The 26,398-nt window shown below is 44.5% G+C and carries 22 protein-coding genes; 10 read left to right on the forward strand and 12 right to left on the reverse strand.

Going from position 1 to position 26,398, the window contains the following annotated elements; genetic code table 11:
• Positions 1–2: 2 nt before the first annotated feature.
• From sufC to QEP08_RS00970, 3 genes are all read right to left on the reverse strand, one after another.
• The gene (sufC, locus tag QEP08_RS00960; protein ID WP_285054705.1) at positions 3–767 is read right to left on the reverse strand and encodes a Fe-S cluster assembly ATPase SufC; all 765 of its coding nucleotides are present in this window, start codon (positions 765–767) and stop codon (positions 3–5) included.
• A gap of 17 nt (positions 768–784) precedes the next feature.
• Positions 785–2,230, reverse strand: coding sequence for a Fe-S cluster assembly protein SufB (sufB, locus tag QEP08_RS00965; protein WP_285054707.1), 1,446 nt, complete (start codon positions 2,228–2,230; stop codon positions 785–787).
• 139 nt (positions 2,231–2,369) lie between these two features.
• Positions 2,370–2,669: a CBS domain-containing protein gene (locus tag QEP08_RS00970; protein WP_285054709.1), complete on the reverse strand. Its 300-nt coding sequence runs from the start codon at positions 2,667–2,669 to the stop codon at positions 2,370–2,372.
• A gap of 288 nt (positions 2,670–2,957) precedes the next feature.
• Between QEP08_RS00970 and aqpZ the strand changes: the two genes are divergently transcribed.
• Positions 2,958–3,650, forward strand: a complete 693-nt coding sequence (gene aqpZ / locus QEP08_RS00975) for an aquaporin Z (RefSeq protein WP_285054711.1) — start codon at positions 2,958–2,960, stop codon at positions 3,648–3,650.
• A gap of 78 nt (positions 3,651–3,728) precedes the next feature.
• Here the strand turns inward: aqpZ and QEP08_RS00980 are convergent, their stop codons facing one another.
• Both QEP08_RS00980 and QEP08_RS00985 read right to left on the reverse strand, forming a co-directional pair.
• Entirely contained in the window at positions 3,729–6,428 is a 2,700-nt protein-coding gene (locus QEP08_RS00980) for a family 78 glycoside hydrolase catalytic domain (protein ID WP_285054713.1), read from the reverse strand.
• A gap of 23 nt (positions 6,429–6,451) precedes the next feature.
• Positions 6,452–6,802 carry a bleomycin resistance protein gene (locus QEP08_RS00985; protein ID WP_285054714.1) on the reverse strand — a complete coding sequence of 117 codons (351 nt, stop codon included), beginning with the start codon at positions 6,800–6,802 and terminating at the stop codon, positions 6,452–6,454.
• A gap of 107 nt (positions 6,803–6,909) precedes the next feature.
• Between QEP08_RS00985 and QEP08_RS00990 the strand changes: the two genes are divergently transcribed.
• Positions 6,910–8,589 (forward strand): S41 family peptidase, encoded by a 1,680-nt coding sequence (locus tag QEP08_RS00990; protein WP_285054717.1) that lies wholly within the window; start codon positions 6,910–6,912, stop codon positions 8,587–8,589.
• Between the two features lie 25 nt (positions 8,590–8,614).
• Here QEP08_RS00990 and QEP08_RS00995 read toward each other — a convergent pair whose 3' ends face one another.
• Entirely contained in the window at positions 8,615–9,484 is an 870-nt protein-coding gene (locus QEP08_RS00995; protein ID WP_285054720.1) for a YitT family protein, read from the reverse strand.
• Positions 9,481–10,071 (reverse strand): HD domain-containing protein, encoded by a 591-nt coding sequence (locus tag QEP08_RS01000; RefSeq protein ID WP_285054721.1) that lies wholly within the window; start codon positions 10,069–10,071, stop codon positions 9,481–9,483. The genes QEP08_RS00995 and QEP08_RS01000 overlap by 4 nt, the downstream gene beginning before the upstream one ends.
• 78 nt (positions 10,072–10,149) lie before the next feature.
• Here QEP08_RS01000 and QEP08_RS01005 point away from each other — a divergent pair, with 78 nt between their 5' ends.
• The 3 genes from QEP08_RS01005 to QEP08_RS01015 are packed head-to-tail and all read left to right on the forward strand — an operon-like array spanning position 10,150 to position 12,902.
• Positions 10,150–11,460 carry a sensor histidine kinase gene (locus QEP08_RS01005; RefSeq protein WP_285054723.1) on the forward strand — a complete coding sequence of 437 codons (1,311 nt, stop codon included), beginning with the start codon at positions 10,150–10,152 and terminating at the stop codon, positions 11,458–11,460.
• A gap of 19 nt (positions 11,461–11,479) precedes the next feature.
• Positions 11,480–11,857, forward strand: a complete 378-nt coding sequence (locus tag QEP08_RS01010) for a response regulator (protein WP_285054725.1) — start codon at positions 11,480–11,482, stop codon at positions 11,855–11,857.
• A 1-nt stretch (position 11,858) separates the two neighbouring features.
• Positions 11,859–12,902, forward strand: coding sequence for an adenylate/guanylate cyclase domain-containing protein (locus tag QEP08_RS01015; protein WP_285054727.1), 1,044 nt, complete (start codon positions 11,859–11,861; stop codon positions 12,900–12,902).
• A gap of 30 nt (positions 12,903–12,932) precedes the next feature.
• Here QEP08_RS01015 and QEP08_RS01020 read toward each other — a convergent pair whose 3' ends face one another.
• Together QEP08_RS01020 and QEP08_RS01025 are read right to left on the reverse strand one after the other, a co-directional pair.
• Positions 12,933–15,305, reverse strand: a complete 2,373-nt coding sequence (locus QEP08_RS01020) for an ABC transporter permease (RefSeq protein ID WP_285054730.1) — start codon at positions 15,303–15,305, stop codon at positions 12,933–12,935.
• A gap of 166 nt (positions 15,306–15,471) precedes the next feature.
• On the reverse strand, positions 15,472–15,855 hold the full coding sequence (locus QEP08_RS01025) for a hypothetical protein (protein WP_285054733.1): 384 nt from the start codon (positions 15,853–15,855) through the stop codon (positions 15,472–15,474).
• 169 nt (positions 15,856–16,024) lie between these two features.
• On the opposite strand from QEP08_RS01025, the gene QEP08_RS01030 reads away from it, so the two are divergent.
• Together QEP08_RS01030 and QEP08_RS01035 are read left to right on the forward strand one after the other, a co-directional pair.
• Positions 16,025–17,053, forward strand: a complete 1,029-nt coding sequence (locus QEP08_RS01030; RefSeq protein ID WP_285054735.1) for an LLM class flavin-dependent oxidoreductase — start codon at positions 16,025–16,027, stop codon at positions 17,051–17,053.
• A gap of 97 nt (positions 17,054–17,150) precedes the next feature.
• Entirely contained in the window at positions 17,151–19,802 is a 2,652-nt protein-coding gene (locus QEP08_RS01035) for a DUF7133 domain-containing protein (RefSeq protein ID WP_285054737.1), read from the forward strand.
• A gap of 117 nt (positions 19,803–19,919) precedes the next feature.
• On the opposite strand, the gene QEP08_RS01040 is transcribed toward QEP08_RS01035, so the two are convergent.
• The 3 genes from QEP08_RS01040 to QEP08_RS01050 all read right to left on the reverse strand — a co-directional run bounded on the left by QEP08_RS01040 (position 19,920) and on the right by QEP08_RS01050 (position 24,133).
• Entirely contained in the window at positions 19,920–20,648 is a 729-nt protein-coding gene (locus tag QEP08_RS01040) for an MIP/aquaporin family protein (protein WP_285054739.1), read from the reverse strand.
• 26 nt (positions 20,649–20,674) lie between these two features.
• The gene (glpK, locus tag QEP08_RS01045) at positions 20,675–22,165 is read right to left on the reverse strand and encodes a glycerol kinase GlpK (RefSeq protein ID WP_285054741.1); all 1,491 of its coding nucleotides are present in this window, start codon (positions 22,163–22,165) and stop codon (positions 20,675–20,677) included.
• Positions 22,166–22,291: 126 nt separating this feature from the next.
• Positions 22,292–24,133 carry an ABC transporter ATP-binding protein gene (locus QEP08_RS01050; RefSeq protein WP_285054743.1) on the reverse strand — a complete coding sequence of 614 codons (1,842 nt, stop codon included), beginning with the start codon at positions 24,131–24,133 and terminating at the stop codon, positions 22,292–22,294.
• A gap of 233 nt (positions 24,134–24,366) precedes the next feature.
• Between QEP08_RS01050 and QEP08_RS01055 the strand changes: the two genes are divergently transcribed.
• The 3 genes from QEP08_RS01055 (at position 24,367) to QEP08_RS01065 (ending at position 26,398) form a co-directional block, all read left to right on the forward strand.
• Positions 24,367–24,963 (forward strand): RNA polymerase sigma factor, encoded by a 597-nt coding sequence (locus QEP08_RS01055; protein ID WP_285054746.1) that lies wholly within the window; start codon positions 24,367–24,369, stop codon positions 24,961–24,963.
• A gap of 318 nt (positions 24,964–25,281) precedes the next feature.
• A complete protein-coding gene (locus QEP08_RS01060) occupies positions 25,282–25,722 on the forward strand; it encodes an SRPBCC family protein (RefSeq protein ID WP_285054748.1) in 441 nt (146 codons plus the stop codon).
• 37 nt (positions 25,723–25,759) lie between these two features.
• Positions 25,760–26,398, forward strand: coding sequence for a peptidylprolyl isomerase (locus QEP08_RS01065; RefSeq protein WP_285054751.1), 639 nt, complete (start codon positions 25,760–25,762; stop codon positions 26,396–26,398).

The raw sequence follows: 26,398 nt of genomic DNA on the forward strand, positions 1-26,398 counted from the left end.
TGTTATTGATCAGCAGTTAAATCAACCTCATCAGTAATGAAGTCATATCCTTTTTCTTCCAGTTCAAGCGCCAGTTCTTTAGTGCCCGATTTAACAATTCGGCCGTTGTACAGGACATGAACATAATCTGGCTGAATATAATCGAGCAGACGCTGGTAGTGGGTTATAAGCAGTACTGCACGGTCAGGATTTCGTAGTTTATTGATGCCTTTGGCAACGATACGGAGCGCATCAATGTCCAGGCCTGAGTCGGTCTCGTCCATAATCGCAAGCTTGGGTTCAAGCATGGCCATTTGGAAAACCTCATTACGTTTTTTCTCTCCACCTGAAAAACCTTCATTGATAGAACGGCTCAATAAACGCTGGTCTATTTCAACCAGAGCCATCTTCTCCTTCATCATTTTTAAAAATGAGACGGCATCAAGGGGTTCCTGACCCAGATATTTGCGCTTTTCATTTACAGCAGCCTTAATAAAGTTGGTCGTGCTTACGCCGGGTATTTCTACCGGATACTGGAAGGCAAGGAACAAACCTTCACGGGCCCTGTCTTCTGTCGATAGTCCCAACAGGTCCTTTCCTAAAAAAGAAACATTGCCTTCGGTAACCTCATATTCATCTCTGCCGGCAAGTACAGATGCGAGTGTACTTTTACCAGAACCATTTGGCCCCATAATCGCATGAACTTCCCCTGGCTTTATATCGAGGTTAATGCCCTTTAAGATCTCTCTTCCGTCTATATTTGCGTGTATATTTTTTACTGATAACATATTCTTATAAATTTTATTTAACCTACACTGCCTTCCATGCTAACGGCAAGTAGTTTTTGTGCTTCTACGGCAAATTCCATGGGCAATTGGTTCATTACTTCTTTGGCAAAGCCATTTACAATAAGGGCTACCGCTGTTTCTGCATCAATGCCTCTTTGCCTGCAATAAAAGAGTTGATCTTCTCCGATTTTTGAAGTGGTTGCTTCGTGTTCTACAATTGCAGTTTTATTTTTAACTTCTATATAGGGAAAGGTATGCGCGCCACATTTATCGCCTAGCAATAAAGAGTCGCATTGTGAGTAATTACGCGCATTGGTTGCCTGTTTGCCGGCCCTGACTAAACCACGGTAACTGTTTTGGCTATGGCCGGCCGAGATTCCTTTTGAGACGATCCTGCTTCTTGTATTTTTACCAAGGTGGATCATTTTTGTACCTGTATCCGCCTGCTGATAATTATTGGTAAAAGCAACAGAGTAGAACTCGCCGATAGAATGATCACCTTTTAAAATCACACTGGGGTATTTCCAGGTAATTGCAGATCCTGTTTCTACCTGTGTCCAGGAGATTTTTGAATGATCACCTTTACACATACCTCGTTTGGTCACAAAGTTGTAGATACCACCGAGGCCATTTTTGTCACCCGGATACCAGTTTTGTACGGTTGAATATTTAATCTCAGCTTTAGTATGCGCAACAAGTTCTACTACGGCCGCGTGTAATTGATTTTCATCCCGCAGAGGTGCTGTACAACCTTCCAGATAACTTACATAACTTTCCTCTTCTGCAATGATCAGTGTACGCTCAAACTGGCCTGCATTCTCTGTATTGATGCGGAAGTAGGTAGAAAGTTCCATTGGGCAGCGTACTCCTTTGGGAATAAAGCAGAAAGAACCATCAGTAAATACAGCTGAATTTAATGCAGCAAAATAATTATCGGTCATTGGAACTACCGAGCCAAGGTATTTCTTTACCAATTCGGGATGTTCCTGTATTGCCTCGCTGATTGAACAAAAAATAACCCCGATTTCTGAAAGCTGCTTTTTAAAGGAAGTTGCGATAGATACACTGTCCATCACCACATCTACAGCTACTCCTGTAAGCCGCCTTTGTTCATTAAGTGAGATTCCCAATTTGTCAAAAGTGGCCAGCAATTCGGGATCAGCTTCGTCAAGGCTATTTAATTGTTTTTTGGGCTTAGGAGCGGCATAGTAAATAATATCCTGATAATTGATAGGCGGGTATTTTACATTAGGCCATTTTGGTTCTACAAGCTTTAGCCAATGGTTGTAAGCCTTAAGCCGCCAGTCCAGCATCCATTCCGGTTCGTTCTTTTTATTTGAAATAAGGCGGATGGTGTCTTCGCTAAGGCCTTTGGCAATTACATCTGTATCTATGTCTGTTACAAATCCGTATTTGTATTCATTTAATACGGCTTGTTCCAGTGTACCTGATTTTTCTTTCATGACTTCCAGTTTTTGTTAAGTGGAATCAGCAATAACATACTGTAAAGATAAGGCAGTAGCTTTTTTATACAAAAAAGTATAAACAATATGACAATGGTATAACCACAAGCCGGCGGAGTCAATCCCCGCATTCCGGTTCTTAATCCTGATCGGGATATAACTTTCTTTGAATAACGGCAACTGCACTCCGCAAATCAAAATTGAATTTATGAAACAGCAAGTTGTAGTTTTTATTGTCACAAGTTAGAAACCAGAGGAGTTCCTTTAAGTAAACAACCCCAACACAAACATCATTTTCATGGACAGTCAGGGCCTCCACATCATGTTCCAGCATGGTCTCAATAGCCTCAAGTACCAGTTGATCAGGGTGTAAACATAATGGGCCCTTCAGCTCTGTAGGATAGGGTTCACCATCGGTGATGAATGATATGGCTTTCATGAGAACGTATAAATTAAATACTGAAAGATATTAAATATTGAAAGATACGAAAAAATCGACGCTGGATTGTGCTATCCGGCATATTTTTAAGAGATGCGGTATATAACTGCGCGCTGTTAACGTGATTCTATGTTAAAATTTTTACACAATTCTTTATTTATCTGATCACGTTTATACACTGAATGGCTATTTCTGCGGGCTGTTCAATTTATTCTTATTAGGAATAATTCGATTATTCTGTTTAAATTTCTTTAACAAAAATATTAATCATCACTAAAACAAATTAAAATGAAAAAATTAGTAGCAGAGTTTATTGGTACCTTTTGGCTTGTGCTCGGCGGCTGCGGTAGTGCCGTCTTAGCGTGTAATTATCCTGATGCCGGCATTGGCTTTCTGGGCGTATCCCTGGCTTTCGGATTAACGGTAGTCACTATTGCTTATTCATTGGGCCACATCTCAGGAGCACATTTAAATCCCGCAGTGTCTGTTGGTTTGTGGATTGGCGGGCGCTTTAGCAGCAAAGAACTGATCCCTTACATCGTCTCCCAGGTGTTGGGCGGGATCGTAGCAGCCGGTTTACTTTGCGTGATTGTTACCGGAAACGGCAGTTCCATTGGCAGTTTTGCCAGTAACGGGTATGGAGAGCTATCACCTGGAAAATACAATATGACCGCCGCTCTCGTGACGGAAATCGTGATGACCTTTATTTTTCTGCTCGTAATTTTAGGCGCAACTGATGACCGTGCACCCAAAGGGTTTGCTGGACTGGCCATAGGTTTAAGTTTAACATTGATCCACCTGATCAGCATACCGGTGACCAATACTTCCGTTAATCCGGCAAGAAGTACCAGTCAGACCATTTTTGCCGGTGGTGAGGCTTTAGGTCAGCTTTGGCTATTTTGGGTGGCACCAATAGCAGGTGCAATTTTAGCAGGGTTGGTGTATAAGATGGTTTTTGCTGCAAAATCAGAAACCGAATAAGCGGGTTCCGGACTTGTTAAAATTCCTGACCCCAATACGGAAACGAGGGCTGGCAAAAAGCTATTCCCTCGTTTCTTTTTACTGATATAAGACTTCAAACCGATATACACCGGATTTAAATTCAATCTGATATTTATCATTAATTTTTCTTGCCAAAATATGACGGCCAGAATCATCCACTACTTTCATCTTATTATAGGGTAAGACAAACGTTGCTGAAGTATTTTCAGGGACTTCAATCAGTACCTCCAGATTTTTTTCTTTATCTTTTTTCCACTCTGAGCGTATTTTTCCAAATAAACTATTATAGGACGATTTGCAATAATTTAAATCCTCAAGAGGTTGCGGCTCAATGATAAAATGCTTCATGCCGGCACTTGCAGGATCAGCTTTTATACCGGCAATACCAGAATAGAACCATTCCACAACACTACCGAACATAGGATGGCAATGCGAGCCGTCTCCATTCCATGATTCCCATAGTGTACTGTTTTTGTCATCCAGTAAATAGCCGAAACCCGGAAAATCTTTTTGATTCATTATTTGATAGGCAATATCATCCCTGCCGTTTTGGGAGAGCACTTTTAATAACAGGGGAGTTCCCAGGATACCGGTGTCAAAATGGTAATTGATTTCTTTCAGATGGTCTAATAAGGAATTGAAAACCGGCAGATAGTTTTCCTTTTGCACAAGGCCAAAAGCCAAAGCAAATACATTAGCCCCCTGTCTTCCTTCCCAGTAAGTTTGCTTTGCAGTATTATAATAGGCTTTATTAAAATTTGTTTTTATCGCTTTAGCCAGATTTGTGAACCTTAAGCAATCATCATTTTTACCCAATGTCCTTGCAGCATTGGTCAATATGTCAGTAACATAGTAGAAATAGGCGGTATTTACCAAAGGCTCCGGAATTTGAACCTGCGTGGGGGTGCACCATTCTCCCAAACACCAGCCTTTAGGCTCTTCCCTGGACACTAATCCATTTTTATCGGTTCTGGTTTCCAGGTATTCAATCCATTGTTTCATGCCGGAATAATGCTGGGCTAATATTGCGGTGTCGCCATAATAAGAAAAGTAAGACCAAGGCATAATCACATATGCAGATCCCCAGGCCGGACCACCGCCTCCACCACCGAACGGTGCTGTATGCGTCACAAAACCGGTTTTTTTATTCCTGGCATCGTCCATATCATTAAACCATTTTCGATAAAACTGAAGCATATCATAGGAGTATATCGAACTTCCCACAATTGCCTGCCCGTCACCGGTATAACCCAGCCTTTCCCTGTGCGGGCAATCGCTGCTCACACTTCCATGAAAATTTGCGTTCTGTGTTTTCAGGTAGGCTGCATTTATTTTATTCAGAAATGGGTTTGAACATTCAAAACTCCCATTTGATGCCACATCCGTATGTACATCTTTTATCAGTAAACTTTCCGGGCCAAGGATGACATCTGAAGAAGTGACCTCGATTTTTCTGAATGCATGCCAGGTAAACTTTGGCTCCCAGTTTTCCACACCAGAACCCTTTAAAATATAACTGTCAATCTGACCATAATCTTCACCCTCCTCACTGATATACCTTATTTTAAGGCGGCTGCCTGCTTTCCCTTTAACACTTATGGACGCCCAGCCTGAGACGGTTTCCTCTAAATGATAAGAATAAACAGAATCCTTTATTTTGCCATCAAAATGTGGCTTTAAGGTCCGGGTAACTTTATCAAAAGGCGCAGTTTGCGGACGTAAGATACCGGCAGGCGGACGAACAAGTATTGCCCTAACCCATTTGTTATCATTGTACCCGGTTTTATCCCATGCACCTAATTCCAGTCGTGCATCATATTTTTCGCCTGTAAAAATGCCATCCTTTAACAATGGGCCGGTTGTTGTTTTCCAGGTACTGTCAGAGCCAGTGATGCTGCGGGTTCCATCAGTATATTCTATTTCAAGCTGGAAAATCAATTTTGGAATATCATACCACATGTCACCTTCAACCCTTCGGTCCCGTTGATTGTACCAGCCATTACCAAGCAGAATTCCAATCGCATTGCTTTCCCGGATGATACTACCGGTGACATCAAAAGTATTATAAAGCACTCTTTGGCTGGATTGATCATCATAAGGATAAAGCAGCTTTTTAAGCGGTCTTACATCATAATTGGTCACTGCCGGGGCCAGTACCTGGTCACCAATTTTTCTGCCATTTAGAAACAATTCATAAAAACCCAGGCCGCTGATATAAACGGTTGCTTTTTTTATGGGTTTTTTTATGGTAATTTCTTTACGAAAAAAAGGCGCAGGGTAAGTTATCGCCGAATCCGGATTTGGATTTTCGAAAGACCCGATCCATTTCGCCGCCCAATCGCCGGGCTGCAGCAGACCCATAGACCAGGAAGCGGTCTGGCTCCAATTAGAAGGATTATTTCTTTCATCCCAGATCATCACTTTCCAATACACCTTCTTTCTGGATGTTAATGCTTTACCCAGATAGATAATTTGGTTAGAATTAGCGGAATATATTTTGCCGCTATCCCAATAATCTCCATTATTTTGCGCTAATAAAGCGCTGCTGCTAGCGGCTATAATGCGATAAGCCGTTTGACTTTTGGCTTTTTGGGCAAATGCCAGCTGCCAGCTCAGCACAGGATGTTGATTTTCGATCGCTGCAGGATCTAAAAGGTGCTCGCATTTGAGAGATTCAATCGTGACCGCGGGTTGTTTACAAAAAACAATACCTGGGGTTAATAACAGTAAGACTATACAGGCAAAGCTTATTCTCATCTGGAAATATTTAATGCATAAGTTTAAAACAAACTCTGCCCGAAAGTAAGCAAATTGTTGTCAGGGTCAAGAACTGAAAATTCACTTTGCATCCAGGGTTTATGCTCCAATTTTGTACAGTTGACATTTTGGCTTTTGATAAAGTGAAACAATCCTTGTATATCATCTGTGCGGATGTATACCTGCCCATAATTTTCTTTTGGATCCAGTTCTTTAAATTCAAAAAAATGAATTTGAATGCGGTCTTTTTCTACCATAAGATAGCCATCGTAATCGGCAGTTCCAAATTCCTGAAAACCCAGTTTGTTTAGGTAAAAATCCCTGGTGAGTGCCTTGTCACGCATTGGTAATTTTGGATGAATAGCTGTGAGCATACGGATTGAATTTAACTTGCATTTATGAAATCAAATGCAAGTTAATAATTTAAGCGTCTTGCAGGCTTTAAAATTAAGCCGTATTTTCCCGTCATAAACATACTGGTATGAAACGCTTTTTCTACGCTCCTTTAACGCTGATGCTCCTGTTTTTATGCTTTCCCGGCCAGACCGGCGCTCAGACCCCTGTTCAAAAAATTGAGATTTTCATCAGACTCTGGGGTTTCCTGAAATACCACCATCCGGACGTAGCCGCCGGAAAGTCCGACTGGGATTCCGTTTTTATGGCCAACATAGAAGACATCCGTAAAACGAGCAGCAAAGAAAAGTTCGGCCAGCAGTTGCTTTCAATAATCGGAGCTGCTAAGTCCGATGATAAGCGGGTGGCCGCAATACCCGCAGACGAGCTGTTTAGCAAGAATTTTAATGCTGGATGGATGCAGTCTCCATTCCTCAACTCGGCACTAAAGGTCAGGCTGCAGGAAATTTATGACCATCGCAACCAGGGGCCAAACCGTTACATTAAACTGCAGAACATGACCGCAGATTATAGTGGCGAAAAGACATATGAAAACATTGGATTTCCTGATATACGGTACCGTTTGTTATTCCTTGCGCGTTTTTACAATGCGATCAACTACTTCGCACCTTATAAATACCTGATCGGAAAGGAATGGGACAGCATGCTAAGCAGGTTTATACCTGAAATGATCGCGGCAAATGATACAGCAGGTTATTATAAAACACTGCTAAAACTGGCGGTTACACTGAATGACGGACATTCCCAGGTATCTTCATCCAGGAATTATAGCATCATCAAAGACAACATCTTTGGAAGATATACTGCACCCTTCTATACAACGATCGCAGATGGAAATGTAGTCGTCACCAAACTGGCCAATGACAGCTTGTGCCGCAAAGCCAATATCAGAATAGGGGATATCGTAACAACCGTAGGTAAAGAACCGGTATCCGTACGCATAAAACGACTGAGACCTTATGTTTCAGCATCAAATGAAAACTCCAGAAACCATTATCTGAACTGGGTGCTTTTTGATACGCCAGACCAAAACCAGCAGCTGACACTCAAAAGAGCAGGGCAGCTGCTCAAAACCAATGCCGCCTGTATTTTATCAACAGAGAAGAAGTGGCAGGACATTACAGGTTATACAGGAAATGAGACAGGTTACAAAACCATTGGAAACTCCATTGCTTATGTCTACGCATCACAGATCTGGAAGGGTAACCTGGAACAAATCAAAACACTGGTTAAGAGCAAACAGGCGGTAATTTTTGATGTGAGAAATTATCCCAATAATGACGAATTCTACAATATTTTTGACATGTTCCTGCCTGACGGCCGGCCGATCAACTATTCGCTGGTCTTTGATCCGGAAAATCCAGGATATTTTAAATGGGAGTTATCGCCCAGGCTGGGCAATACCAATAAAAATATTTATCCGGGCAAAGTGCTGATCCTTGCGGATGAGCGCAGTCAGAGTCAGGGCGAATATTCTGTCATGGCCCTCCAAACTATACCCGGGGCTGTAACCATAGGCAGGCAAACCGCTGGTGCCGATGGTATAGTTACCCAGATCCCGATGGGAGCAAGCCTCAGCATTTCGTATTCCGGATACGGTATCTATTATCCGGACCGCTCCGGTACCCAGCAGACCGGTGTGAAAATCGATATACCGGTCAGACAAACGCTCGGAGCAGTCCTCCAAAATAAAGATGTCATCCTGGAAAAGGCATTACAATATTTAAGCAGCAAGGGCATCAACTGACACTTTAGAGGTCTTAAACATTGAACTAATGTCTCGCCCGCTTCTTTAGTACACCTCCGGCGGCTTCTTTGATCGTACTGGTGAAAATGAAAGCTTTAGGATCTATCTTATAGACCAGGTTGCGCAGGCGCCTGACTTCAAGCCGGGTGATTACCGTAAAGACAATATCTACCGGCTGGCTGACATCAAAGCTCTCGCGAAGAAAGCCGCGTTCGCCCTTATAGACCGTTATGCCACGGCCAAGTTCCATCACCAGGTGTTCTTTTATCTGCTGGCTCTCGCCGGATATAATCGTTACCCCGGTATACTCTTCCAGCCCTTCTATGACAAAACTTATGGTTTTCGACGCAGTATAATAAGTCATGATGGAATATAAGGCAGTAGGCAGTCCCAGATCAATTGCCGCGATCAGGAAAATGATGATGTTAATGCCCAGGATGATCTCGCTGATCGTAAAACTGATGCGCTTGCCGGTATAGAGTGCGAGCACCTCGATGCCATCGAGCGCGCAGCCGCCCCGCATGGCAAGTCCAACACCTATACCCATAAATACACCGCCAAATATAGAGACGAGCAATTTATCAGATGTGATTTGCGGATATGGAAGAAACTGCAGGCAAAGCCCGAGTACAACTACGGCCGCAAATGTTTTCACCGCGAACCTCTTATTCACATGATAAGCGCCCATGACAATGAAAGGGATATTCGCAAGTACGATGATATAGCTGATGTCCAAATGATAAAGCTCATGGATCAGCAGCGATATGCCCGTTACCCCACCGTCAAAGAATTTATTGGGTATCAGGAAGCTTTTTAAAGCAAATGCGCAAAATAAAATTCCCATCAGGGTGTAAGCAGTATCGGTTACCCACTGGGGGACGCTGGTGTTCTTCATTCAATATCCTTTTTTAAGGCGGCTTTAATTCGCTGCAGATTTTCTTCTTTATATGCCTGCCGCAAATTTATAGCAGTTGCGGTAAAATAACGATGGTTCTCGAAAAATTTTATCTGTACGCTGTTCCAATGGTTTTTATCTGTAATAAGGCCGAGGGCAACGAATTCTAAAAACAACTGGTCACTGATGGTGAAAAAATCTTCGCGTCCAAGGTAATCCAGGTCAGCATCGGCCAGTATCTCCTCTAACGGCGTCTGCGGGGACTGCGGCAAACGGGTCGCCCTGATCATTCCGCAGATCTCCGCTATATCCTCACTGCTGTATCCAAAGCCCGGCAAGAACTCCTCAGCGATGGTACAGGATCGTTCTTCGTGGCCGGTGGCAGTGGTCAGATAACCGCAGTCGTGATAGCAGGCCGCAGTCAATAGCAGCTTCATTTCGGCCGGAGTGATGTTTTCGAGTTTGCCAAAGCGTTTTGCGGCCCCGCATACATCCAGGGTATGGTAAATACTATGGTAAGTAAGATGCGTGGGCAGCTCGCCCCGCAACTTATCAAGAATAAATTCACAGGCCTCTTTAAACTGCATAGTAAACTGCCATTATCAGACTAATATATTAAAATTTAAATAATTACATTTATTGCCAAACTCAGCTATTTTTAAAGCATGCAAATATTTGTTTACCTGGCGGCTTTTTTACTGTTAAGGCGCTTAATTAAAACTATAAAATTCACTCCGCTTTATGAAAAGTGGGGCAAGATGTTAAGTGTTAGCAGTGTGCTGGTCTGGATCATTTGGCTCGGAACCGAAAGCATATTTGGTGACATTACTAATATTTTACTGAGCGGCATATTTTTGCTTGCACTTGTAGAATACATCAGGAGAATGCCGGAATTTAATCCGGTAAGGTCCTTTCTCGAGGCACATTATCCTTTGATTGCAATCGCGGTAATTACGGGTCTTGCTGAACTGCTCTTCAAAAACTTTTATCACGACTATGATTATTATTTCCAGTGTGCCATACTTCTTGGCTTCGCCTGGATATTTGCCCGCTGGGCCTCTTCAAAAAAACAACAGGATGAACTGCGGGCAGTCAGTTTACGCAATACCGAGCTGGACAGACTCGTTGAAGAGCGTACAGCTGAGCTCACCAAACAAAAAAACGAATTGCAGGAAGCAGTTAAATTGCTGCAGACCACACAACAGCAACTGATACAATCGGAAAAGCTGGCCTCCCTCGGCGAACTGACAGCAGGCATTGCACATGAGATACAGAATCCTCTGAACTTTGTCAACAACTTCTCGGAAGTCAGCATGGAACTGATTGATGAGATGGAGGAAGAGCTGGCAAATGGGAACAACGACGAGGTCATTGCCATAGCTACTGACATTAAACAGAACCTGGAAAAGATCCGCCATCACGGCAAAAGGGCCGATGGCATTGTAAAAGGAATGCTGCAGCACAGCCGGGCAAGCAGCAGCACCATGGAACCAACTGACATCAACAACCTGGCTGATGAATACCTGAGGCTGGCCTACCACGGCCTGCGTGCCAAGGACAAGAGCTTTAATGCAGAGCTGGTGACGCATTTTGAAGACGGTATCGCAGTAGTGAACATGGTGCCGCAGGACATAGGCCGGGTTTTACTCAATTTGTTCAACAATGCCTTTTATGCCGTACAGAGAAAGCAGAAACTCGGTATTGAAGGATATAGACCGACTATTGAAGTCAGTACGGCGAGGAAAAAAGATGAACTCGAGATTAAAGTTAAAGATAACGGCACCGGTATCCCGGATGAGATCAAAGACAAAATACTACAACCGTTCTTTACCACCAAACCAACCGGAGAAGGAACGGGCCTGGGCCTGTCACTGAGCCATGACATCGTGGTGAAGGCACATGGGGGTAAAATAGAGATCAACAGTACAGAAGGCGAATACACAGAATTTGTCATCTCTATTCCGGCTAAAAATTAAACAGTATATTTATGGGCATATGAAGATATTGGTAGTAGACGATGAAGCGGATGTACAGCCGCTTTTTTTACAGCGCTTTCGCAAAGAAATACGCAGCCATGAAATAGAATTTGATTTCGCCCTTTCCGGAGAAGAGGCCCTTGACTATCTGGAAAGCCGGCATTCGGAAGTAGTGCTGATCCTTTCCGATATCAATATGCCCGGCATGAGTGGCATTGAGCTGCTGTCGCATATCAGGGAAGAGTATGATGCCCCGCCGCCTACAGTATTCATGATCACTGCTTATGGCGATGAAGAGAATCACAGGCAGGCAATGGAAAAGGGTGCCAATGATTTTTTAACAAAACCACTCGATTTTAACCTCCTGAAAGAGAAACTTAAATTCTTTACTGAATAGAATGGCCAAGATACTAGTAGTTGACGATGAAGCGGATCTGGAGCTGCTTATAAAACAAAAGTTCCGCCGGAAAATACGTGAGAACGTTTATGAATTTGTGTTTGCGCAAAACGGGGAAGAAGCCCTGTTAAGGGTAAAAGAACACCCCGATCTTGATATTATACTAAGTGACATCAATATGCCCGTTATGGACGGGCTTACCCTGCTGAGCCATTTACCGGACGCCAACCCAATGTTAAAGGCGGTAGTGGTATCTGCTTATGGCGATATGCAGAACATCCGCACAGCGATGAACAGGGGAGCTTTTGATTTTGTAGTCAAGCCTGTGGATTTTGAAGATCTGGAACTGACCATGGAAAAGACCATTCTCTATGTAAAGCAGTTGCAGGATACCATCAGGGCGATAAAAGAAAATAATATCCTGAAGATGTACGTTGACGAAAATGTGCTGAGCTTTATGACCCATAAAGAATTTGAGAACAGTCTGCTAAAAAATGAAGTAGTTGATGCCACGGTGCTGTTTATAGATGTATGCGGATTTACCTCGATCACAGAAAACGTGCCCGCCAATACGGTAGTAAACTTGATCAACGGCCTGTTTGATAAAATAGTTACCGAGATCGTCGCACAGGGCGGCCATGTCGATAAATTTATGGGCGATGCCGTGATGGCCGTATTCAGAGGCGATTTTCACCTTGACCGCGCTATCGATGCTGCGCTCGCTGTAAATGAGCAACTTAATAACGTTGAGGAAATAACGACAGGTGATAAATCCTACAAACCGCAGATCGCTGTTGGTATAAATTCAGGCGAAATGGTATCGGGTAATATCGGTTCAGAATCCCTCAGACGACTGGATTATACAGTAATTGGCGATGCCGTTAACCTCGCCCAGCGTCTTCAATCTGCTGCAAAAGCAGGGCAGATCATCATTACCGAAGAAACGTATCACAAAGCCAAAGAATCGTTTCGCTGTGAACGGATCGGAGAGGTGACCCTGAAAAATAAAGCAAAACCGGTGACCATTTACCAGGTGCTGGAATAAGCCGTCCCGGCCGCATCTTAAATCACCAGCTTATTCATACTTCAAAGCTTCCACCGGGTTAGCTGTTGCAGCTTTATAAGCCTGAAAACTGACGGTAAGAAAAGCGACGATGACAGTCCCGGCAATGGAGATCAGTACAATAGACAACGAAATAGTGGTCCTGAATTCAAAACCGGTAAGCCACTTGTTCATTAGGTAATAAGCCAAAGGCACACCAATACAGGCCGCTACAAATACCATTTTAAGGAAGGAGAGTGAAAGAAGCCTCATGATGTTGGCTACGGAGGCACCCAATACACGGCGTACGCCAAACTCTTTTGTTCGCTGTTCTGCACTATAAGCCACCAGCCCGTAAAGTCCCAGGCACGAAATCAATATGGCTATGCCGCCAAACAAGTTGGCAAGGATACCCAGGATCTTTTCCGATTGCAGTTTTGCAGTATACAGGTCATCAACAAATTTAATTTCAACAGGGTATTGCGGATTGATGCCTTTGGCAACAGCAGAGATCAGCTCGATATTTTTGCTCAAACTATTGGCCGGATTTAAGCGCAGATTGATAATTCCGCCTTGATATTTATTAAAATTTATGACCATAGGTTTTCCGCTGTGATAGGGTGAGTCCCATAGAAAATCTTTAAACACGCCGATGATCTTTAGCTCGTTATCGAAGAGTGTCACCATTTTTCCGAGCGGATCTTTCAATTTCATCATCTTGACCGCAGTGCTGCTCAACAAAATAGCGGCTGTATCCGAGGCAAATTTCTTAGAGAAATCGCGTCCCGCCAATATTTGTATCCCACTCGTCTTTGCTAGATCATACTGTGTCTGCAGCCTGTTGAACACAATCTCCTCACCCTGCTTTTCCATATCCGGCCATTTTAGCCCATAGAACCAATTGCTCACCCGCGTCATACTTTGGGATGTCTGGTTGACTGCAAGAACTGCACCTGTCCTGAGCAACTGTTCTTTAAACAATTCAAATTTTCCATACAATTCTCCATTTTGAGGCATCTCTGCAAGCAAATTGATGTTGTAACCTACGGGTCTGTTCTTTATAAACTGTATCTGCTTATAGATAACGAGCGTAGCAATGATCAGCATAATGGCGAAACAGAATTGTCCCGCGACCAATACCTGTCTCAGGTTAACGGGGATAAGTCTGTCCCTTGATGTTTTCTTTTTTAAAGTCTGAATGGGATTGAATGAAGAGAGAAACAAGGCAGGGTAAATACCCGCCAACAAGCCCGTCAGTAATGCAACAGACAAAATGCTCAGCCAGTAGCCCGAACTTGCATAGTCGATCCCGATCTTTAAGTCCAGCAAGTTATTAAATAGTGGCAAGCTGACTTCAACGATAGTCAACGCAATCAATACCGCCACTATAGTGAGCACCATCGCTTCAGTAAGGAATTGCGTAACCAAGGAACCTCTCGTCGCACCGATCGTTTTTTTAATCCCGACTTCCTTTGCCCTGCGCTCAGATTTTGCTGTGGCCATATTCATAAAATTGATACAGGCGATCAGTAAAATACCAAGGGCCAGTGCTACCAACAGATAAACGCGTTCGATGTCACCGCCTACACTTTTGCCGTTTATAAATTCGCCGTACAAATGGATGTCTGAAAAGGGGAATAAGAAATTTTCATTTCTTTGTGCGGTGTAGGTTTCATTGAACAGTTTTTTTACCTTGGAGTTGATCAGGTCCAGTTTAGCCTTGTCCTTAACTTTTGCTATGGCCAGAAAGCTAAAATTTCCCCAGCCGGGATTTCTGGCTTCATCGTCCAGGGTCTGATAAAAAGACCAGGGCATGAGGTAATCAAACCCTAGCGAAGTATTGGCCGGGTGGTCTTTAATGACTCCTGTAACTTTGAGATCAATTTTGTTAGCATACCTTACCGTTTTGTCCAGTACATCTGTCGTACCGAACAACAGCTTCGCGGTTTCTTCGGTCAATATCACGGAATTCGGCGCATTTAACGCCGCATCTGGATTACCGGCAACGAATTCGTAGTCGAATATTTTCAGAATTTCCGGGTCAGCAAAAAGATCGACTTTTTTAAAACCATTCTCTTTATTGGCGATGAGCGACTCATCACCACCGGCAATACGTGTGATGGCATCAATCTCCGGGATTTTGCTCCTGATGGCCATCGCGATCCCGTTTCCAGGTGCAGGCCCGGTGCTGGTAATCTTTCCTGATGCATCCTGAAAGTTGGTCATCACCCTGTAGATCTTGTCCGCATCTTTATAGTGACGGTCAAAACTCAATTCGTATTTGACATAGAGCAACAGGAGCAGGCAGGCCGACAAACCAACCGCCAGTCCAACAATATTAATCACCGAAGAAGTCTTGTTTCTCCAGAGGTTACGCAAAGCGATTTTCAAATTGAGTTTGAACATGGCGATATTGGTCTATCAATTAAATACAACTGATCTGCAATTTACCAAGTTTGTGCCAAGAGCATATATGTGTTTCAATTTACTGTAAAACAACATTTTAATTATAGTTCAATAATAAAACCGTTCATTATCGAACGGTAGGCGTACATTGCCGGACAGCAGAGACCTACAGAATTGATCCCTTTAGTTCTTCGGCCATTTTTTTGAAGGTCTGCAAGGTCTGTACAGAATTCTTGTCTTTATCGAGCTTTATCTTTAGTTCCCCGGAACTGTGTTCGATATGGAAAACTGTTCTGTTTCGCAAGGTCATTTCGGCATCCAGCTCTGTATTTACGAATGAGGGATCGTTGCTTTCCCTGAGGTATTTGTCCAGTACCAGCTCAACTTTTTTCCTATTTGCCGGATCATAACCGGCAAAGATGCAGAAACGTTCTTCGCTTTCTTCCATGGTAAAGGAAATGTTTGCAGATCCGGTGCGTTTTCCGGTTTTGCAATGTATGTTCATACCGCAGCAGCATAAGACCAGGACGAACAGAAGATATGTTTTCATTTTCATTTTAAAAATTTGATCAGACAATTATATCAGGTCAGGACATCATAAAATTAAAAAAGTGACAGAACCCCTGAAAAAAGTGATGAACAGATGAATTCTTATCCTACATCAAGGCATGGTAGTATAGGGTTCGGTAATTTTGAACATATAAAAAAGGAGAACCATCATGGAATTAGGAATAGGAATGTTTGGCGATTTGTCATTTGATCCAAAAACGGGAAAACCACGTGAAGCAGGAGTGAAACTCCGCGAAATTCTGGAACAGATAAAATTAGCTGATGAAGTTGGACTTGACGTTTTTGGCCTGGGCGAGCACCACAGGCCGGATTATGCAGTGTCTGCTCCTGAGATTGTACTGGCGGCAGCAGCGACCATCACAAAAAAAATTAAGCTGATGAGTACGGTTACTGTTCTGAGCTCGGCGGAACCAGTAAAAGTATACCAGGATTTTTCGACGATTGACCTGATTTCTAACGGCCGTGCTGAAATAGGAGTGGGACGTGGAAGTTTTATAGAGTCATTTCCGTTATTTGGTTACAATTTGAGTGATTATGACCGTTTGTTTGAAGAAAAGCTGGATCTTCTTTTAAACATCAACAACAATGAAGTCGTGAACTGGGAAGGCAAATTGCGTGCACCCCTTAGAGACCAGGTAGTACTGCCGAGGGCTACCAATAACGGAAAGCTGCCGATATGGATTGCCGTAGGTGGAACGCCACAGTCAGTGTTGCGTGCAGCGGTGCTGGGGTTGCCGCTGGTGGTCGCCATTATAGGTGGTATGCCCAAACAGTTCCAGCCTTTAATTGATTTCTATAAACAGGAATATATAAAGAATGGCCATGATGTGAGTAAGATGCAGATCGGAATCCATTCTCATAGCTTTGTAAGCGATAATGAAGCCAATATAGACCAGTATTACCACAATTACGCCGCGCAAATGGACAGGGTCGGTGCATCGCGGGGCTGGGCACCATATGGTAAGGAGCAGTATGACGGCGGGCGCTCAAAAGAAGGGGCCTTGTTTATGGGGGAAGCAGAGCAGGTGACGGATAAGATTTTGTACATGCATGAATTGTTTGGCATTACCCGGTTTATCGGTCATATGGATGTAGGCGACCCCTCGCACAAAGAGATGATGAAAGCCATTGAATTATTTGGCACCAAAGTCGCTCCTGAAGTCAGAAGAGCATTGTGATTTTATACAGTTACACCGTAATTAAGTCTTTACATTATTTCCGGTATCCTTATTTTTAGCACAATTTTCTCTAAGTTTGGGTAAGTAACACACAATTATGTTTAAAATCCAGTTAATTCTAATTTATGCTTTCCTGATCCTTTTTGGATATAAATTCAATGAGAAGCATTCAGGGGTTTCAGATGTCCCTAAAAACAAACAACTCCAGGATACGCTTCGCAATGCGTCGAAATGGCCTGCAGAGCTAACCCTGACCAATTTCGCAAGTGCAGATCTGACACCCAGTCCCGCCTGTCTGGCAGTAGCCGCTACAGGCGAAGTATTTGTAGGTGTCGATAAGATCGGCTCGCTTGGCAAAGATCCCGGCAAGGGAAGTATTGTCAAGCTCATTGACAGCGACAACGATGGGAAAATAGATAAACACACAGAATTTGCAGCAGTAGACAATCCCCGCGGCATCATCGTTCAGGGCGATAAACTGTTTGTGCTCCACACGACCTTTTCAAAAGAAAGCAAAATAGCCACGGGTATGGCCCTGGTTGTATTTGAAGACAAAAATCAGGACGGTGTTGCCGATGGCCCTTCACAACCATTGATCGAAAACATCAGTTCTCCTAAATTTGTTCAGAGCCGTGGTACCGACCATGCCACCAATGGGCTGCGTATGGGCATCGATGGATGGATCTATATTGCAGTGGGTGATTTCGGGTTTTACAATGCTGTGGACCGTGACGGGACCAAAATGACCCTTCACGGAGGAGGGATCGTAAGGGTAAGACCTGACGGAAGGGAAATGGAACTTTACACACATGGTACACGTAACATCTATGATGTAGCCATAGATCCCTATATGAACATCTTTACCCGTGACAATACCAACGATGGCGGTGGCTGGAACATCCGCTTTAGCCACCACATTCAATCCGGTGAGTATGGCTACCCATTACTTTTCAAACACTTTACAGAAGAGATCATTCCCGGCCTTGTCGATGTAGGCGGAGGATCAGGAACAGGATCCCTTTTTATGGATGAACCTACCTGGCCTGAAAAATATAACCATGTGCCGATGATGGCTGACTGGGGCAACAGCCAGTTGTACATCCACCGGGTTACTCCGGATGGAGCGAGTTTTAAACAGAAAGATGAAGAGTTCATTAAACTCAACCAGATCACTGACCTTGATGTCGATGGCTCCGGCCGTCTTTATCTTGCGGCGTGGGATGGTGCGGGATATTCGGGAAGCCCGGACAAAGGTTTTATTGTGAGGGCAATTCCCAAAGACTGGAAGTACAAAGCTTTTCCTAACCTAAAAAAAGAATCGGTAAAAGGGCTGACGAATTTGCTAAAGTCGAACAGTGCGGTAGCGCGTCTGGAAGCCCAGCAGGAACTGCTGCGCCGTTCTGCAAAGGACGCTGCAAAGGCCTCATGGGGCATTGCAGCGGATGAAAGCTTGCCGCTTTACGCACGCGCAGCGGGAATCTTCACTTATGCCCAGGCAGCAGGAGAAGAAGGCATCGCCAACCTGGTCAAACTCACATCAGATCAGAAAGTAAAAGAGTTTGCTCTGCGTGCACTTGCCGACCGCAAAACAGCGGTTAAAACAGTGCCGCTCGACCCATTTCTTAAAGGAATCAATGATGCAGACCAGCGGGTGCAGGCTGCAGCGATTATCGGCCTGGGCCGTTTAGGTCGTGCCGAAGCCATCCCTGCTTTATTAAAAATAAAAGTGCCGGCTTCCTTTGTCGCTCCGGCCAAAGATACTGAAGGGCCTCACGCAACTCCTAATTCGGAGATCATACCGGCACACCTGGCAGTGCATTCATTGGTGAATCTTAATGCTTCGGATGCTTGCGTAAAAGCCATCGGAACCGAAAGTTCTGCCATTGCACTCTGGGCGTTGCGCTATATGCACGACGAGAACACCGTAGGAGGATTAATCGCAGCCTATAAAAAAGCAGTTGACCCGGCTTTAAAGAACCAGATCATGACCACCATATCACGTCTTTATAAAAAAGAAGATGAATATAAAGGACTGACCTGGTGGACAACAAGACCAGACGGACATGGCCCGTATTATGTCGCAGTAGACTGGGCAGGATCACCGGCCATCAAAAGCTTCCTGAAGGAAGAATGGAACAAGGCAAATACTGCCGGAAAACAGTTTATTACTGACCTGAATGAGAAGAATCAAATGGGTATCATTGAATTTGGCGGACAAGAAAACCAGACAGCCAAAGAAGAAGTAAAAGTTGATCTGGAAAAGATCAGGAACAAGAAAGGACAGATCGGCGAATCTTCTATAGAGGACGTAATGCTGGCTATGGCCAAAATTAAGGGAAATCCAACTTTAGGCAAAGGGATCTTTGTAAAGCAGGGATGTGTCGCCTGCCACAGTCTCAATAAAGGTGAGCCTTTGAAAGGGCCGTTTATGGGGCAGATCGGTTCGATCATGAACCGCGAGCACATTGCTGAATCGATTTTAAAACCTAATGCTTCGATCTCACAAGGCTTTTCTACCGTAATGATCACCGCAAAAGGTGACAAAACTTATATGGGATTTGTTACTGCGGAAACCGCAGACAAGATCACAATGAGGGACATTGCCGGACAGGTGACCACAGTAAAAACTGCTGATGTACTGAGCAGAAAAGAGCTGGAAACATCGATGATGCCGAGTGGCCTTGCCAACTCATTGTCCTATGAAGAATTTGCTTCACTGATTACTTTCCTGTCAGAACAGAAAAAATAATCCGGCAGGAGTAACTAATAGCCGTCAGGACAGCAGGCTGACAACAAAAAAAAGCAGGCGTATAGATCGCCTGCTTTTTTTGTGATATGATATTCATGGTCTTCTACATTCCGGAAATCATTTCATCAAATGAAAAAAGAATGCAGCAATAGCACAGCCGATAAGTGGCCCTGCCACCGGTATCCAGGCATATCCCCAGTTGCTACCGCCTTTGCCGGCAACAGGCAGGATCGCATGCATGATCCGCGGGCCGAGGTCTCTTGCCGGATTGATGGCATAACCGGTCGTGCCGCCCAGAGACAGACCAATGACCCAAACCAGGATTGCTACCGGAAGTGCGCCGATAGAGCCTAAGCCAATCGGGGTGTTATCAGCGCCCATTTTTGCATCGGTAAAATAATAGATCACAAAGATCAGCACAAACGTCCCGATGATCTCGCTGATCAGGTTAGAAACGGTATTTGGAATAGCCGGAGCAGTACAAAACGTTGCCTGTTTAGCCCCCTGGTCTGGTGTTCCGGCGTAGAAGTCTTTGTAAAACAGCCACACCAGGAAAGCACCGGCCATGGCGCCAATAAACTGGCCGGCGATATAAGTAGGGACCAGCGCCCAGTTGAATTTGTCTGCAAGAGCCAGACCTACGGTTACCGCCGGATTGAGGTGAGCCCCGCTGTACGGCCCTGCGATGACCACACCAACAAAAACAGCGAAAGCCCAGGCGGTGGTAATGACCATCCATCCGCTGTTGTTGCCCTTGGTGCCGTTTAATACTACGTTGGCCACAACACCGTTGCCCAACAGGATCATAAACATGGTGCCGATGATTTCGGCTGAAAATGGTGACATATCTTAAAGATTTAAATGTTTATAAATTATTTCCCTGTGCAGGCTTTGGCCGCCCCTACAGCCCTGTTCCAGCCATTGATCCGTTCTGCGATGTCGTCCGTGTGGCCTGCATTAAAGTTCTTGTCAATTTGCCACTGGCCGCTGATGTCGTCCATGCTGCTCCAGTAACCTACAGCGAGGCCAGCAAGGTAAGCTGCGCCCAAAGCAGTTACTTCGGTCACTTTCGGGCGAATAACGGTCGTGTCAAGCAGGTCGGCCTGAAACTGCATCAGCATATCGTTTGCCGTGGCCCCGCCATCTACTCTTAATTCTTTAATACGGTGCCCCGAGTCTGCTTCCATTGCTTTTAATACTTCCATGGTCTGAAATGCAATGCTTTCAACAGCTGCTCTTGCGATGTGTGCGGCATTGGTGCCTCTTGTGATTCCGGTAATGGTTCCCCTGGCATCCTGGTCCCAGTGAGGAGCACCCAGCCCCGCAAAAGCAGGCACTAAATAAACACCTCCCGTATCCGGTACTTTCTGAGCAAGCGCCTCTACTTCGGCAGAAGAACTGATGATACCCAGACCATCCCTAAGCCATTGGACAACGGCCCCGCCTATGAAAATACTGCCCTCCAGTGCATACTGCACTTTACCGTTAATTTTCCAGGCAATAGTCGTAACCAGGTTGTTTTGTGAAACGATAGGTTTATCGCCGATGTTCATCAGCATGAAACAACCCGTTCCATAAGTGTTTTTAACCATTCCCACTTCGGTGCACATCTGTCCGAAAAGTGCGGCCTGCTGATCACCGGCTATACCTGCAATTGCTATTTTAGCGGCAAAGACATTTCCCGTAGTTTCCCCGTATACTTCACTCGAAGATTTTACTTCTGGGAGAATGGCGGCAGGAATGTCAAACAAGTCCATCAAGTCCTGATCCCATTCCAGGCTGTGAATGTTGTAGATCATAGTCCTTGAGGCATTGCTTACATCAGTTACATGGACTCTTCCGTCTGTGAGTTTCCAGATCAGCCAGGAGTCTACCGTGCCAAAGGCTATTTCTCCTGCCAGGGCTTTTTCTCTCGCCCACGGTACGTTATCCAGCATCCACTTGATCTTGGTGGCAGAGAAATAAGCATCGACGATCAGTCCTGTTTTTTCCTGTATATTTTTGGCCAGTCCTTTCGCTTTGAGTTCATCGCAATAAGCAGAAGTCCTTCTGTCCTGCCAGACAATGGCATTGTGCAGTGGCTCCCCGGTTTTTCTGTCCCACAATATGGTAGTTTCCCGCTGGTTAGTGATGCCGATTGCGGCGATGTCAGTTGGAGTGATCCCGGCTTTAATAATGGCTTCAGCAGCTACACTAACCTGTGTTGACCAGATTTCGGCGGCATTGTGCTCTACCCATCCCGGCTGCGGGTAGATCTGCTCAAATTCTTTTTGAGCGATGGATATAATGGTTCCTTCTCTGTTAAATACAATTGCCCTCGAACTTGTGGTCCCCTGGTCAAAGGATAAAATATACTTACTCATAGTTTATATTTGGAGTGATGTGTAATAAAACGTAAGTATAAGGAATCGTTTTCGAAAGTAAAAGGAAACAATATGAAATTATTACATATTATGATGTTAAATATCCGTGTTTATCAAAAAATAGAATTACTGGTATCCTTTTGCCTGCAGTTTAAACAGTTCTGCGTATCTGCCTTCACTTTTCAGCAGTTCACTGTGCGTGCCCGATTCCAGTATCATTCCGTTATCGAGTACAAGAATCCTGTCAGCCAGTCTTGCTGTGGAAAAACGGTGGGAGATCAGTACCGCAGATTTTCCTTTGGTCAGCTCGGCAAAACGCTGAAATACCTCGTATTCTGCTCTTGCGTCTAAAGCGGCGGTAGGTTCGTCCAGGATCAGCACCTGGGCGTCTTTCATGTAGGCCCGTGCGAGTGCTACCTTTTGCCATTCCCCGCCCGACAGTTCCACACCGTCATTAAACCTCTTACCCAGCCACTGGTCATATCCTCCGGGGAGCTTTTTGGCCAGTGAATCAGCCAGGCTTTCCCGGGCTGCTTCTTTGATGAGCTCAATGTTATCTGCCTCACTGATTTTCCCGACTGCAATGTTTTGGGAAAAGGTCATCTGGTATTTGAGATAGTCCTGAAAAATGATGCCCATGTTCAAACGCACATCTTCCAGGTTATACAATTTCAGGTCCGTGCCATCCAGTAAGATCCTGCCTTCTGTAGGGTCGTAAAGCCTTGCCAGAAGTTTGACCAGTGTCGTTTTTCCGGCCCCGTTTTCACCGACCAAGGCCAGTTTTTCGTGCGGTTTCAGCGTAAAGTTCAAATGCCGGTTGGCCCACCTTTCTGAATTGTGGTATTGAAAGCCCACATTTTCAAAAGTAAATCCAAGTTTGACCGGGTTGGGAAAAGGCAGTGCATTGGTTTCAACTTTTATTTTGGGTTTGATCTCAAAGAATTCCAGGAAGTCATTTAAATAAATCGCTCCCTGTGAAACTGAGGTAAACCGACTCAGCATGTTTTCCATAAGGTTGCTCAGCTGCCTGAAGGAACCGGCCAGAAAAGTCAGGCTGCCTACCGAGGCCTTGCCACTTATGGTCTGATAGATGATGACCGCGTAAGCTGCGTAATATCCGACAGTACCCAAAACAGACAAGAGCGTGCCCCATGCTGACCTGCGAACTGCCAGTTTACTGTTGTCTTTATAAAATTTGCCGGACAGGGTCCTGAACCTGTTGATGATGAAATCTGACAACCCGAATATTTTTACCTCTTTTGCCGTAGCATCGCTTGCCCCCAGGTACCTCAAATAGTCCAGTTCACGTCTTTCCGGTGTCTGGCTTCGTGTTAAAGCATAATTTTTACTGTTAAAATAAGATTCTCCTAAAAAAGAAGGGATAATTGCAGCCAGTAAAAGCAGGATCAGCCAAGGATTAAAAGCGAGAAGTCCGGTGATCAGAAAGCCCATGGAAATGAAGTCCTGTACCTGGCTCATGACCTGGGACAATAAAATGCTCCGTCCGACGGTCTGCTGTCTTGCCCGCTCCAGTTTGTCGTAAAAGACAGAATCTTCAAACTGTTCCAGATCAAGCGTGGCGGCATGGCGCATGATCTGCATGGAAGTATGGTTTGAAAAAAGATCGCCCAGCAGGCTATCCAGCAAATTGATGAGCCGGTTAAGTCCGTCGGTAACCACAGCAAGGCCAAATTCCAGCGCCACGAGTTCCCATAACAATTGCTGGTCGCCACCGGCACCCTGATGGGTGAGGTGCACGACTTCGTCAATGATCAGTTTGCCTACATAGAGCAGGGCAACAGGCATGGCAGAACGCAGGATACGCAGCAGAAAACTAAAAGTTGTTTTCTGCGGGCTGCTTTGCCATACCAGCTTAAAAAGTACCGGAAGATTTCTTAAGGCCGAGATGCGCGCTCTAAATGAAATGTCATCATCAGGAATCGTATTGATGTTCCTTTGTTTAGCCATGTTCGTAAAGTTAAAAAACTTTGGTATTTGTGTTCCCATGCGCCCGCTATTTAGCAAAATGATTACAAAAGCCTGAAGACAAGCAGGTCTCCTGTATTTGACCGGATTTTGTCCGGAAACTCAACTGTCATCGGATAAATTAAATACAAGACGCAACCTCCACACAAAAACGAACGTAGAGTGTTATTAGAGCAGGGAGAAAAACCAGAATTCCTGCTTATGATTTATCTGACATGAAGGCTACAGCGTTTCCTTTCTGTACATCCGCTTTTTCAAACGATAAAGCGGCAAATCCTGTCCTCTGGCCGGAACAGCGGAACAATAGCCGCGCCAGCCTGCTGCCTGCTGTTGCCATTTTGTATAAAGATTATGCGCCGGCGCTGATGCGACTTATTTTAAAAATTGTTAAGCGTGATGAAATAGCCCAGGATGTATTACAGGAAACTTTTATCAAAATCTGGAAATCTTCCTTTAAATATGAGGAAATTAAAGGAAGACCCTACACCTGGATGGCAAGACTTGCCACAAATACCGCAATAGACCACCTCAGGCTTAAGGCTGAAATCAGAAGCACTCAAAACAAAGATCTGGCAATCGTTTTTGAAGAAACGGAAACTAAATTGATGTATCATTTTAATCCGGATACAATCGGCCTCAGGGAATTGACCGAATCCCTTACTGAATCACAAAAACTGGTCCTCGACAGGGTTTATTTTAAGGGCTATACCCATGTGGAAGCGGCAGATGAATTGGGTATGTCACTTGGAACTGTTAAATCCAGGGTTAAATCAGCATTGCATGCACTTAGGAAAATGTTTGCTGCTGCTTAATTTAAGGCAAACCTATGCTTATCTGTTTTGTTCTGGTACCTTTTTGCTCCTTTATCTTCACAACCTTTCCTCAACCACTGGATAGGGGTTGCATGATCCTTAATAGGTCCAAATGACCGTTCAGGCATTATTTTCCCATTTTAAAACGATCCGCATATTAACTTAAGAAGAGCGTACCAATAAGGCGTCAGTATCCCCAGACAGGCAGCCCATGACGTTTATGGCCCCTTAATTTGTCGTAGTGCCCCCTGCGGAATCTTATTTATGGTTTCCATATTTGTATAGACGAATATTTATTGATCATTAAATCCTAAAACTATGAAAAAGAAAGAATTCAGGATCACCATCGACGCTCCCCGCGAAAAAGTCTGGAATGTAATTATAGGTAAAGACACTTATCCGGTCTGGACTGCTGTTTTTGCAGAAGGCTCAACGGTTGAAACCGACTGGAAGAAAGGCAGCAAGGCATTGTTCCTTGACGGAAAAGGTTCCGGTATGGTTTCTGAGATCGCCGAAAATATTCCCTTTGAATATTTGTCGATCAGGCATCTCGGAGAAATCATAAATGATAAAGAGGATACCGACAGCGAAAAGGTGAAAGAATGGGCCGGAGCCTTCGAGAACTATACCCTGACCGAAAAAGACGGGAAGACCGAATGGTTGACGGAGATGGATGTCACTGAAGAATTTGAAGATTATTTTGATAAGACCTGGCCACAGGCAATGGAAAAAGCAAGGGAACTTGCGGAGAAAAAGTAAGACTGTTTTTCTATCTTAGTACAGTTAAAAGTCTTTGATGAAAAAACTGCTGCTGTTACTGTCCATATTGCTGTGTACGCTCGTGCTCAGCGCCCAATCCGTGCATGTCCTTTTTGGAACCAGTAAAGGCAGCATCAGGGTAATGCTGTATGACGAAACGCCCGGACACAGGGATATGTTCCTGAAAGCAGTTGAGAAAGGTGTTTATAAAAATGCCGCATTCAACAGGGTCATTAAAGATTTTGTAAGCCAGGGTGGTGAACTTGATGATACCATTCTGAACAGGGAAAAAAGGCATCCTCAGTTGGGTGCAAAACGCTTTCCTGCGGAGTTGAAACCAACACTTTTCCATAAAAAAGGAGCTCTGGGTGCCGGAAGGGATGACAATCCGGACAAGAGCTCTTATTTTACCCAGATCTATCTGGTGAGTGGCAAAGTACAGACAGATGCACAGTTGGATGCTATCGAAAAGAAAAAGAACAGGAAGATCCCGGCTGAGCAGCGAGAAGTATATAAGACAGCAGGCGGCATCCCTTATCTGGATCAGGACTACACTATATTTGGCGAGATCGTAGAGGGCATCGAGGTTGCCGATGCCATCAATGCTGTAGCCACCAATAAGGATGATGTGCCGTTAACTCCGGTAATATTCAACATCCGGGTAATCAGAAAATAA

The sequence above is a fragment of the Pedobacter ginsengisoli genome (assembly GCF_030244015.1).
GTDB lineage: Bacteria > Bacteroidota > Bacteroidia > Sphingobacteriales > Sphingobacteriaceae > Pedobacter > Pedobacter ginsengisoli.